9 protein-coding genes are annotated in these 11,423 nt (G+C 69.8%); 3 read left to right on the top strand and 6 right to left on the bottom strand.

All coding sequences use genetic code 11. From position 1 onward, the window contains the following. Positions 1-19: 19 nt before the first annotated feature. On the bottom strand, positions 20-937 hold the full coding sequence (locus TTY48_RS18670; protein WP_220659138.1) for a hydrogen peroxide-inducible genes activator: 918 nt from the start codon (positions 935-937) through the stop codon (positions 20-22). Between the two features lie 82 nt (positions 938-1,019). On the opposite strand from TTY48_RS18670, the gene TTY48_RS18675 reads away from it, so the two are divergent. Next, positions 1,020-1,688, top strand: coding sequence for a hypothetical protein (locus TTY48_RS18675; protein ID WP_220659139.1), 669 nt, complete (start codon positions 1,020-1,022; stop codon positions 1,686-1,688). A 72-nt stretch (positions 1,689-1,760) separates the two neighbouring features. Here TTY48_RS18675 and TTY48_RS18680 read toward each other — a convergent pair whose 3' ends face one another. The 3 genes from TTY48_RS18680 to TTY48_RS18690 all read right to left on the bottom strand — a co-directional run bounded on the left by TTY48_RS18680 (position 1,761) and on the right by TTY48_RS18690 (position 5,083). Further along, positions 1,761-3,365 carry a cation acetate symporter gene (locus TTY48_RS18680; RefSeq protein ID WP_374758747.1) on the bottom strand — a complete coding sequence of 535 codons (1,605 nt, stop codon included), beginning with the start codon at positions 3,363-3,365 and terminating at the stop codon, positions 1,761-1,763. Positions 3,366-3,394: 29 nt separating this feature from the next. Next, complete coding sequence (locus TTY48_RS18685; RefSeq protein ID WP_220659141.1) at positions 3,395-3,742, bottom strand: DUF485 domain-containing protein; 348 nt, start codon at positions 3,740-3,742, stop codon at positions 3,395-3,397. A gap of 87 nt (positions 3,743-3,829) precedes the next feature. Then, positions 3,830-5,083, bottom strand: a complete 1,254-nt coding sequence (locus TTY48_RS18690) for an aspartate aminotransferase family protein (RefSeq protein ID WP_220659142.1) — start codon at positions 5,081-5,083, stop codon at positions 3,830-3,832. Positions 5,084-5,102: 19 nt separating this feature from the next. On the opposite strand from TTY48_RS18690, the gene hrpA reads away from it, so the two are divergent. Then, positions 5,103-9,050 carry an ATP-dependent RNA helicase HrpA gene (hrpA, locus tag TTY48_RS18695; protein WP_220659143.1) on the top strand — a complete coding sequence of 1,316 codons (3,948 nt, stop codon included), beginning with the start codon at positions 5,103-5,105 and terminating at the stop codon, positions 9,048-9,050. A 12-nt stretch (positions 9,051-9,062) separates the two neighbouring features. On the opposite strand, the gene nrdR is transcribed toward hrpA, so the two are convergent. Both nrdR and TTY48_RS18705 read right to left on the bottom strand, forming a co-directional pair. After that, positions 9,063-9,533: a transcriptional regulator NrdR gene (gene nrdR, locus TTY48_RS18700; RefSeq protein WP_220659623.1), complete on the bottom strand. Its 471-nt coding sequence runs from the start codon at positions 9,531-9,533 to the stop codon at positions 9,063-9,065. A 233-nt stretch (positions 9,534-9,766) separates the two neighbouring features. Then, complete coding sequence (locus TTY48_RS18705) at positions 9,767-10,411, bottom strand: LysM peptidoglycan-binding domain-containing protein (protein WP_220659144.1); 645 nt, start codon at positions 10,409-10,411, stop codon at positions 9,767-9,769. A gap of 255 nt (positions 10,412-10,666) precedes the next feature. Between TTY48_RS18705 and lexA the strand changes: the two genes are divergently transcribed. Then, entirely contained in the window at positions 10,667-11,377 is a 711-nt protein-coding gene (lexA, locus tag TTY48_RS18710; protein WP_255585822.1) for a transcriptional repressor LexA, read from the top strand. The last annotated feature ends 46 nt before the right edge of the window (positions 11,378-11,423 follow it).

The following is an 11,423-nucleotide window of genomic DNA, read 5'->3' on the forward strand; positions in this document are numbered from 1 at the left end:
CCAGGGTAGTGCCGCTGCGTCACCCCGTCGTGGTTGCGGTGCGCGCGATCTCCGCGAGCTTGGCGAAACCCTCGGTCTTCGCCGTGGACGCCCGGTACACCAGCCCGATCCGGCGGCCGGGCGCGGGAGCCGCGAACCGGGCGATGGCGAGGTCGGTCCCACGCAGCTCGACGCACACGGCGGGTTCGGGCAGCAGCGTGACTCCGAGCCCGCCGGAGACGCATTGGACGATGGTGGCGAGCGAAGCCGCACGGGTGTCACCGATCACGCCCACGCCGGATTCGGCCTGCCGGCACAGGTCGAGCGCCTGGTCGCGCAGGCAGTGCCCCTCGTCGAGCAGCAGCAGCGGGAGGCCGGTGAGATCGTCGGGGGTGAGGTCGGTGCGGCCGGCGAGCGGATGGTCCGGCGGGACGACGAGCACGAATTCCTCGTCGTAGAGCGGGATCTCCGCCAGGCCCGAGGTGAGCGCGGGCAACGCGAGGATCGCCGCATCGATGCGGCCCGCGCGCAGGGATTCGAGCAGCCTGGCCGTCTGGTCCTCGACCACCGTGACGGTGAGGTCCTCGACCTCCGCTCGCAGCTTCGGCAACAACGCGGGCAGCCGGTACGGCGCCACGGTGGGGATCAGGCCCAGGCGCAGGGTGCCCCGCAGCTCACCCGTGAGTCCGGCGGCGGAGCTCACCAGCTCGGCCGCGGAGGAGACGATGCCGGAAGCCTGCTCCAGCAGCGACATTCCGGCCTCGGTGATGAGCACCTTGCGGGTGCTGCGCTCCACGAGCTGGACCCCGAGGCCGGACTCCAGCGAGGACAGCGCCTGGGACAGCGAGGGCTGGCTCACACCGAGTTTCGCGGCCGCGGTACCGAAGTGGCGCGAGCGCGCCACGGCCACGAAGGCGCGCAGCTGCGCGAGGGTGGGCTGGTACGGCTGATCGGACATACCTATGAGTCTAGTGTCTTTGATCGCCTGCGCCTGAGGCCGGCGCGGTAGGGTCCCTCCCGGGGAACGGGAGGAAAATCCGATGACGACTGCACGACTGGTGTTCCGCATCGCGGGACTACTGATCCTGCTGGTGGGCGGACTCGCCGCCGCCACCGCGGGAACCCCGCGTGATGCGACGTACGCCGATTTCGCGGCGGCCCTCGACCGCGGCGAGGTCGTTCAGGTGGTCCCCGACCGGTGGTCCGACGGGACCGTCTCGACGGCCGACTGGTCGACGGGGCCGTTCCAGTGGCGCTCCGGGCAGGTCACCGAGGACGGCAGGACCCCCGCCGCGGACTTCCGCGCGCAGATGTCCGACCGCGGCGTCGAGGTCGAGACGCCGGACCGGGACTCCTGGATCCAGTGGCCCTTCGGTATCCCCACGTGGTTCGGCGTGCTCGTGGCGACGGTGTGGGCGCTGATCTTCCTGACGATGCTCGCCTCGCGCCCCCGCTACGGCAACCGGTGGGCGTGGTTCTGGTTGTTCACGATCGGGCAGGTGGGCGCGCCGCTCTACCTGATTCTCGAACCGATTCCGCTGTGGCGGGCGGTCCGCGGTGAGGAGCCCGTGCCGGTACCCGAGGGCGAGGATCCGCCAGGCCCGCGGTGGACCGGCCCGCAGGGCTGCCTCGTCTCGATACTCACCGGCCTGGGCGCGGCGATGCTCGCCGCCGCCGTCGGGTGGGCGATCAACTCACTCCTGGCCTGACGGCACCGCTCCACACCGACGACGGTGCCCGCCCCGAGAGGGGACGGGCACCGCCTTCACTGCAGGGCTGCGTCAGTGGTCGATGGCCTTCTCGACGCCGACTCCGGTGAGCGAGCGCACCTCCATCTCGACCGCCTTCGGCGCGAGATCGGTGTCGGGCTTGCCGAAGACGGTGCCGAGGATCGCCAGCCCGAAGCCGATCGGGATGGAGACCAGGCCGGGATTCTCCAGCGGGAACCACGCGAAGTCGGCGTTCTTGAACATCGACGTGGACTTCCCGGACACCGCCGGCGAGAAGATGATCAGGCCGATCGCCGAGATCAGGCCGCCGTACATCGACAGCAGCGCACCGGTGGTGTTGAACTTCCGCCAGAACAGCGAGAACAGGATCGTCGGCAGGTTGGCCGAGGCCGCGACCGCGAAGGCGAGCGCCACCAGGAAGGCGATGTTCTGCCCCATCGCGCCGATGCCGAGGATGATCGAGACGATGCCGATCACCACCACGGTGATCCGCGAGACCCGCACCTGCGCCTCCGGCGTGGCCTGGCCGTGCTTGATCACGCCGTTGTAGATGTCGTGGGCGAGGCTCGCCGACGCGGTGATCGCCAGGCCCGCGACCACGGCGAGGATGGTGGCGAAGGCGACCGCGGAGATCACGCCCATGAGGATCTCGCCACCGAGGGCGAAGGCGAGCATCGGCGCGGCGGAGTTCACGCCGCCGGGAGCCGCGGCGATCACGTCGGGGCCCACGTAGGCGGCGGCACCGAAGCCCAGGATCAGGGTGAAGATGTAGAAGGCGCCGATCAGGCCGATGGCCCAGGTCACCGAGCGGCGGGCCTCCTTGGCGGTGGGCACGGTGTAGAAGCGCATGAGCACGTGCGGCAGGCCCGCGGTGCCGAGCACGAGTGCCAGTGCGAGGGAGATGAAGTCGAGCTTGGTGGTCTCCGTCTTGCCGTACTTGAGCCCGGGTTCGATGAGCTTCTCCCCCGCCTTGGGGCTGCCCTCGATCGCCTTCGCGAGCAGGTCGGAGAAGTTGCCCTTCACGGCGGCCAGCACCAGCAGCGACATGACCAGCGCGCCGGCGATGAGCAGCACCGCCTTGACCATCTGCACGTAGGTGGTGCCCTTCATGCCGCCCACCAGCACGTAGAGGATCATCAGCACACCCACGACCGCGACCACGATCGCCTGCCCGGTGGTGCCCTTGATGTTGAGCAGCAGCGAGACCAGGCCGCCGGCGCCCGCCATCTGCGCGATCAGGTAGAACAGCGAGACCGCCAGGGTCGCGAGCGCCGCGGCCATGCGCACGGGGCGCTGCCGCAAGCGGAAGCTCAGCACGTCGGCCATGGTGAACTTGCCGGTGTTGCGCAGGCGTTCGGCCACCAGGAGCAGGGCCACGAGCCAGGCCACCAGGAAGCCGATCGAGTAGAGGAAGCCGTCGTATCCGCTGGTGGCGATCGCGCCGCAGATGCCCAGGAAGCTCGCGGCGGACAGGTAGTCACCCGCGATCGCGAAGCCGTTCTGCGGCCCCGAGAAGGAGGCGCCACCGGTGTAGAAGTCGGTGGCCTTCTGCGTGGTGCGGCTGGCCTTGATCACCAGCCCCATCGTGACGCCGATGAACAGCAGGAAGATGATGATGTTGAGCGTGGTCGAGCCGATCTGCTGACCGGGTTCGATGGTCTGCGGCTCGTACGCGAGGAATCCGGTCACGCGTCGTCACCGCCCACGGCCTTGAGCTCCGCCTCGATCTCCTCGCGCAGCTTGGTGGCGGGCGGGTCGACCTCGTTGTTCGCGAAGCGCACGTACGCCCACGTGATGCCGAAGGTGGTCACGAACTGCGCGAGCCCGATCACCAACGCCACGTTGATGTTGCCCCACAGCTTCTGGCTCATGAAGTCGTGCGCGTAGGTCGCCAACAGCACGTACGCCAGGTACCAGGTCAGGAACGCCACCGACACCGGGATGACGAACCGCGCCAGGCGGCGGCGGAGGTCGTGGAATTCCTGACTGTCGTATGCGCGCTGATAGACAGCGGCCGTGTCCTCTTCGTTCACGACCGCAGTGTGTCACGGCTCACAAACCACAGGGGATTGATTGGTCAACAATTCGTCAACCCGCAACCCCGTGCAACCCCGCCCGGATCAGGCGTCGAGCGCCCTCCGCGTGGCGGCGGCGATCTCGGCCACCTGCTGCTCGGTGGTGACGAAGGACGGCGAGTACTGCAACGTTCCCAGGCCTGCGGCACGCCCCGAGACGCCCTGCGCGCGTAGCTTCTTCACCATCGCCATCGCCTCGGCGGGATCGTTGAGCTGCACACCCGCCACCGCGCCCACACCGCCGCGCACGTCCTTGACCTTCGGGTGGTCCGCCAGCGGTGCGAGCTCGCGGAGCAGCGTGTCCTGCAGGCGCAAGGCCTCGGCCACCAGGTTCTCCCGCTCCATGATGTCGAGGACCGCCATCGCGGCGGCGGCGGCCGCGGCGTGCCCGCCGTAGGTGTAGCCGTGCCGCCACCACACGCCGCCGGAGAAGAAGGGCTCCGCCACGTTCGGCGCCACGAACAGCGCACCCATCGGCACGTAACCGCTGGTGAGGCCCTTTGCGGTGGTCATCAGATCGGGCTGCAGATCGAACCGGCTCGAGGCGAACCAGGCCCCGCCGATGCGCCCGAAGCCGGTGATCACCTCGTCGGCGATGAACAACACGTCGTGCTCGCGGCAGATGTCGCGGACCTCGCGCAGGTACCCCTCGGGCGGGGGCAGCAGGCCGCCGGCGCCGATCACGGGCTCGGCGACGAAGGCCGCGATGCTGTCGGCGCCGACCCGCTCGATGAGCCCCAGGAGCTCCTTCGCGTCGTCCCAGGCCACCGTCGCGGTGTCGTCGAACAGGACGCCGCCGTAGCCCTCGGCGTTGGCGGGGATGCCGCCGAGACTCGTTCCGCCCACGTGCATGCCGTGATACGCGTTGGACCGGCCGACGATGAGCTTCTTGCTGGGCTTGCCCTTCTCCTGCCAGTAGCGGCGGGCCAGCTTGATCGCCGAGTCCACCGAATCGGAGCCGCCGGAGGTGAAGAAGATCTTGCTGTCGGGCACCGGCGCGATGCCCTGCAGGCGCTCGGCGAGTGCCACCGTGGTGTCGGTCGCGGCGTCACCGAATCCGGTCACGTGCGCCACCTTGAGGAGCTGGTCGCGGACGGCGTCCGCGACCTCCGCGCGGCCGTGGCCGACGTTCGCGAACCACAGCCCGGCGGTCGCGTCGAGGTACTGGTTCCCCGCGGTGTCGTAGACGTACGCGCCGTCGCCGCGGGCGAAGACGAAGGCGCCGTCGCGCTCCACGGCGCCCATGTCCGCGAAGCCGTGCCAGAGTGCCGATGAGGTCGTGGGTCCCTGTCCGCTCATAGTGGATAAACTAGAGCAAATGACGACGCAGGCTCCAGGCACGGGCGGGGGAACGCCGACCGACACCCCTACCAAGCGCGACCTGTACGCCGCTCTCGGCACCGAAACGGAACCGGCCGTGACGCTGCGCGACGAGACCCGGCTGCGGGCGAAACTCAAGCGTTCGAAGCCCGCCGACCTGCCGCGGATCGCCCGCGACATCGACACCGCCCGGGCGCGTTACGAGACGCGCAAAGCGGCGGTCCCGGCGATCGTCTACCCCGAAGACCTCCCGGTGAGCGCCCGGCGCGAGGAGATCGCCAAGGCCATCGCCGAGAACCAGGTGATCATCCTGGCCGGCGAGACCGGTTCGGGTAAGACCACGCAGCTGCCGAAGATCTGCCTCGAACTGGGCCGCGGCGTGCGGGGCATGATCGGCCACACTCAGCCGCGGCGGCTCGCGGCCCGCAGCGTGGCCGAGCGCATCGCGGAGGAGACCGCCACCGAGCTCGGCGAGGCGGTGGGTTACGCGGTCCGCTTCACCGACAAGGTGTCCCCCGCCACCTCGGTGAAGCTGATGACCGACGGCATCCTGCTGCGCGAGCTCACCCGCGATCGGCTGCTGCGCGACTACGACACCCTCATCATCGACGAGGCGCACGAGCGCAGCCTCAACATCGACTTCATCCTCGGCTACCTCAAGCAGATCCTGCCGCGGCGGCCCGATCTCAAGGTGATCGTCACCTCGGCCACCATCGAGCCCGAACGGTTCGCGGCCCACTTCGCCACGCCCGACGGTGCACCCGCCCCGGTGATCGAGGTGAGCGGACGCACGTACCCCGTGGAGATCCGGTACCGCCCGCTCGACGAGATCACCGGCGACGGCGAGGACCCGGCCGATCAGGTGACCGGGATCGTGCACGCGGTCGACGAGCTGGCCAGAGAATCGTCGGGCGACGTGCTCGTCTTCCTCTCCGGCGAGCGCGAGATCCGGGACGCCGCGGAGGCGCTGAGCGCGCACGTGCGGCCCGGCACCGAGATCCTGCCCCTCTACGCGCGACTGTCGGCCGCCGAACAGCACCGCGTCTTCGCGCCGCACAGCGGCCGCCGGATCGTGCTGTCCACCAACGTCGCCGAGACCTCGCTCACGGTGCCCGGCATCAAGTACGTGGTGGACACCGGCACCGCGCGCATCTCCCGGTACTCGCTGCGCACGAAGGTGCAGCGCCTGCCGATCGAACCGATCTCCCAGGCCTCGGCCCAGCAGCGCTCCGGCCGCTGCGGCCGTACCTCGGACGGCATCGCCATCCGGCTCTACGCCGAGGACGATTTCGACGCCCGCCCGATGTTCACCGATCCGGAGATCCTGCGCACCAACCTCGCGTCGGTGGTGCTGTCGATGACGGCGCTCGACCTCGGCGAGGTCTCGGCCTTCCCGTTCGTGCAGCCGCCGGACGAGCGGGCCGTACGCGACGGCGTGGCCCTGCTGGAAGAACTCGGCGCGCTGCAGGATTCGCACGAGGGCCACAAGCGCCTCACCCCCACGGGCCGGCAGTTGGCCGATCTCCCCGTGGACCCGCGGATGGCACGGATGCTGGTGGCGGCGCGCGAATTCGGTGTGCTCCCCGAGGTACTGGTGATCGTGGCGGGCATGTCGATCCAGGACGTGCGCGAGCGGCCGGCCGAGCACCGTCAGGCTGCGGACGAGAAGCACGCCCGGTTCGCCGATCCCACCTCCGATTTCCTGTCGTACCTGAACCTGTGGCGGCACCTGGGCGATCGCCGCACCGAATTGAGTTCCAGCGCCTTCCGGCGCGAGTGCCAGCGGGAGTTCCTGCACTATGTGCGGATTCGCGAGTGGCAGGACCTGCACGGGCAGCTCCGGCAGATCTGCCGCGACCTCGGCTGGAAGCTGGAGTCGATCGGGCGGGAGCCGGCCCCCTCTCCGGACCTGATCCATCAGGCGCTGCTGTCCGGCCTGCTCTCGCAGATCGGACTGCGGGAGACCGACGGCAAGGAGTTCCTGGGCGCCCGGAACGCGAAGTTCCTGATCTTCCCCGCCTCGGCGCTGTACAAGAAGCCACCGCGATTCGTGATGGCCGGTGAACTGGTGGAGACCTCCCGGTTGTTCGCGCGCACCGTCGCGAAGATCGAGCCGGAATGGGCCGAGAAGTTGGCGGGCCCGCTGGCCAAACATCAGTACTCCGAGCCGCATTGGTCCACCAAACGCGAGGCGGTCCTCGCCAAGGAGCGGGTCACCCTGTTCGGCGTGCCGCTGGTCGCGGACCGCACGGTGAGCTTCGGCACGGTCGATCCGGTCGCGGCGCGCGAGATCTTCCTGCGCCACGCCCTGGTCCAGGGCGAGTGGCGTACCCGGCACGGCTTCTTCGCCCGCAACCGCGCGCTGCTGGACGACGCCACGTACCTGGAGGACAAGGCCCGCCGCCGGGACATCGTGGTCGACGAGGACGCGCTGTTCGACTTCTACGACCGGCGGGTGCCCGAGGACATCGTCTCCTCGCGCCACTTCGACTCCTGGTGGAAGAAGGCCTCCCGCGAGGACCCCGATCTCCTCGACTTCACCGAGGACGATCTGCTGGTGGACGGCACCGCGGGCATCACCGCGGACGCCTACCCCACGGCGTGGCTGCAGGGCCGGATCGAGGTGCCGCTGAAGTACCGCTTTGAACCGGGCGCCGCGGACGACGGTGTGACCGCGCGGATCGAGGTCAAGGATCTGGCGACGGTCCGCGCGGACGGCTTCGAGTGGCTGGTGCCCGCGATGCGCGATGAGCTGGCGACCGCGCTGATCAAGACGCTGCCGAAGCAGTTGCGGCGCGAGGTGGTGCCCGCGCCCGATTTCGCGGCTGCCGCCCTGGCACGGCTCACACCGCGCGCCGAACCCCTCACCGAGGGATTGGCCCGGGAGCTGACGCAGCTGTCCGGCACAGTGATCCGGCCCGGCGACTTCTCCCCCGAACAGCTGCCCGACCACCTCCGGGTGACCTTCGTGGTGGTCGGCGACGACGGTGCCGTACTCGGTTCGGGGAAAGACCTGGAGGCGCTCAAGCGCCGGCTCGGCACGGCCGTCCAGGAGGATCTGTCGAGTCGCGCGGGCGCGTACGAACGCGCCCCCGCACGCGAGTGGACGTCCGACACCCTCGGGGACGTGCCGCGGCGCATCGACACCGAGGTACGGGGCAGCCGGGTGTCCGGGTTCGGTTCGCTGTATCCCGACGGTGACCGGGCGGGCGTGCGCGTGGTGGCCGACGAGGCGGAGCAGAGCCGCCTGATGGCGGCCGGCCTGGATGTGCTGCTCGCGAACGCCCTTCCCCCGGCCCACAAATCGGCCCTGCAGGGGCTCACGCAACGCGAGCGGATGGCACTGTCGCAGAGCCCGTACGAGACGCCGATGGCGCTGCTCGAGGACTGCCGGCGCAGGGCGATCTCGGATCTGCGGGCGAAGGCCGGCACGGCATGGACCCCGGACGAATTCGCCGCGCTCAGCGCGACGGTGCGGGCACGGCTCGGCGAGACGCAGCAGCAGTACCTCGCGTGGGTCGCCCAGGCGGTGTCCACCGCCACCGAGGTGCGTGGGGCGGTCGCCAATCCGCCGTCGGCACTGCGGGACGCCGCGGACGACATCGCGGAGCAGCTCGATGCGCTGCTGTTCCCCGGCTTCATCGCAGCGACCTCCGGCGACCATCTGCAGCACCTGCCGCGCTACATCGCGGGTGCCGCGGCGCGGTGGGCGGCGCTGCCGGCGTCGATCGATCGGGACGATCGGGGGCTGACGACTCTCGACCGCGTGTACGGCGCTCTCACCGCGAAACTGGAGACGCTGCCCGAGCACCGGCGCGATGCCGCACTGGACCGGGTGAGCTGGCAGATCGAGGAACTGCGCGTGAGCCTGTTCGCGCAGGCGCTGGGCACCGCCGGATCGGTCTCGGAGAAGAAGGTGCTCGCCGCGATCGCGGCGCTGAGCTGAGGGGACGGACCGTCAGGCGGCGTCGGTGGGCCCGGCCGCGGCGCGGGTGCGCAGATCGCGGATGGCGCTCTCGAAGTCATCGATCGAGGTGAAGCCCTGGTACACCGAGGCGAACCGGAGATAGGCCACCTCGTCGAGGTCGCGCAGGGGGCCCAGGATGGCCAGACCGACCTCATTGGAGGGCACCTCGGCGACGCCCGAGGCGCGGACGGCGTCCTCCACCTGCTGCGCCAGTTTCTGCAGATCGTCTTCCGCGACGGCACGGCCCTGGCAGGCGCGGCGCACGCCCTTCATGACCTTCTCGCGGCTGAAGGGCTCGGTGACGCCGTTGCGCTTGACCACGGCCAGCACAGCGCTCTCCACGGTGGTGAAACGGCGGCCGCACTCGTTGCAGGAGCGGCGGCGGCGGATGCCCTGCCCGTCGTCGAAGACGCGCGAGTCCACCACGCGGGTGTCCTCGTTCTTGCAGAACGGACAATGCATCGGTTCACCACCCTCGGCCCAGACATCGGCATACCGCTGGGGCAATTGCAGCACCGTGGCCTCGACCACGGGCACACCCCGCGTTGTTGCCTTCGAGGATACTCGCCGGGGCACGCGCACCACGTTGTCGAGGTGCACCACCCGCGCGCTTCGCTCGGATCCGGGCATCGCCGTGATGGTGGTCATCTCTCGCCTTTCGAGGGAAAAGTGGTGGTTCCGGGCAGTTTCGGTGGTCAGTAGCGCGGGGTCACGAGGGTCTGCCCGGCCCGGACCCGGCCGTCGGTGATGCCGTTGATCCGGGAGACCTCGGCGACCACGGAGGCGGCCGGGCGCTCGGGCGCGATCTCCCGGGCGATCTGCTCGAGCGTCTGCCCCGAGCGGACCGTGACGATCGAGGTGACCGCGGGGGTGCCCGTTGCGACGGGCGCGGCCTCCGGCGCCGCGGTGGTGCCGCCGAACAGCAGCAGGACACCGACGAAGGTGCCCGCCGCGGCCAGCAGGCAGGCCAGCACGGTGGGACGGGCGGTGCGCCGGGCGCAGCCGTCGGCCTGCGAGTAGCCGCGGCGGCGCGACGGCGCCCGACGCACGCGAACGCGTTCGATGGAGCGATTTCCGGCGCCGCGGGCACCCACGACGCGGATCGCCGACGGCGCCTCCGGCTCCGTTCGAACATCCACCGAACGCGGCGCGTTCGACACGGTGGTCGAGTCAGCCACGGCCTCGGACGAGCGACTGCGCGCGAGGCGCGGGGAGACACCGCGCGACTGCGCGGCACCGCGACGGCGCGGACTCGCGGCCGTACCGTGGCCCACCAACCCGGGGCGCTCCGATGCGCTGCGGCCTGCCTCGATGATCTCCCGATCGATGATCGCGGTCATGATTACTCCTCTGTTGGCGACTGACTGGCGTCTGCTCACTCACTGGTCTACCGAGGGGGACTGACAAGTTTTCAATCCAGCCCCACCAGTCACACCAGAATGCGTGCAAACGTTCGAAAGAACCTCTGTTCGATTTCTATCACAGCCGATGATCGATGGGAAGACACGCCGCCGAAATTCTCGAACAAATGTTTGTCGAGCCGGTCGAACTGGACTACAGTGGTGTCAACAGCGACGGGCGTGAGGAACGAGACGATGACAGAGGACCGGCAGATTCAACACCGCGACAAGCGCTTCCGCGACGCACAGGGCAACGTGTCCGAGGATCACTTGACGCGTCGCCAGAAGCAGGTGCTGGAGGTGATCCGCAAGTCGGTCCGCGACCGCGGCTACCCGCCCAGCATCCGCGAGATCGGCGACGAGGTGGGCCTCACCTCCACCTCGTCGGTGGCGCATCAGCTGCGGACGCTCGAACGCCTCGGCTTCCTCCATCGTGATCCGAACCGCCCGCGCGCGGTGAACGTGCAGGGCGCCGAAGAGCGCACGGCACAGGTGATTCAGCGGGTCATGGAGGACGAGGAGCGCATGCCGGAGCCGGCCTTCGTGCCGGTCCTGGGGCGCATCGCCGCCGGCGGCCCGATCCTGGCGGAGGAGGCCGTGGAGGAGATCTTCCCGCTTCCCCGCGAGCTGGTCGGCGAGGGATCGCTGTTCCTGCTCAAGGTGGTCGGCGAGTCCATGGTCGACGCGGCCATCTGCGATGGCGACTGGGTGGTGGTACGGCAGCAGTCCGTGGCCGACAACGGCGACATCGTGGCCGCGATGCTCGACGGGGAGGCCACCGTGAAGACCTTCCGTCGCACCGGCAAGGACGTCTGGCTCATGCCGCACAACCCCGCGTTCGATCCGATCCACGGCAACGACGCCGTGGTGCTGGGCAAGGTCGTCACCGTGATGCGCAGGATCTGACCGCCCCCGCCCGTACGACGAGGCCCCCGCCGGAATCCCGGCGGGG

This window comes from Tsukamurella sp. TY48 (assembly GCF_019656655.1).
Classification (GTDB): domain Bacteria; phylum Actinomycetota; class Actinomycetes; order Mycobacteriales; family Mycobacteriaceae; genus Tsukamurella; species Tsukamurella strandjordii.

Bases quoted from the DNA above. Each gene is read 5' to 3' on its own strand.
- TTY48_RS18705 (WP_220659144.1), bottom strand. From the start codon at position 10,411: ATGACCGCGATCATCGATCGGGAGATCATCGAGGCAGGCCGCAGCGCA.
- TTY48_RS18675 (WP_220659139.1), top strand. From the start codon at position 1,020: ATGACGACTGCACGACTGGTGTTCCGCATCGCGGGACTACTGATCCTG.
- TTY48_RS18690 (WP_220659142.1), bottom strand. From the start codon at position 5,083: ATGAGCGGACAGGGACCCACGACCTCATCGGCACTCTGGCACGGCTTC.
- TTY48_RS18670 (WP_220659138.1), bottom strand. From the start codon at position 937: ATGTCCGATCAGCCGTACCAGCCCACCCTCGCGCAGCTGCGCGCCTTC.
- hrpA (WP_220659143.1), top strand. From the start codon at position 5,103: ATGACGACGCAGGCTCCAGGCACGGGCGGGGGAACGCCGACCGACACC.
- nrdR (WP_220659623.1), bottom strand. From the start codon at position 9,533: ATGCATTGTCCGTTCTGCAAGAACGAGGACACCCGCGTGGTGGACTCG.
- lexA (WP_255585822.1), top strand. From the start codon at position 10,667: ATGACAGAGGACCGGCAGATTCAACACCGCGACAAGCGCTTCCGCGAC.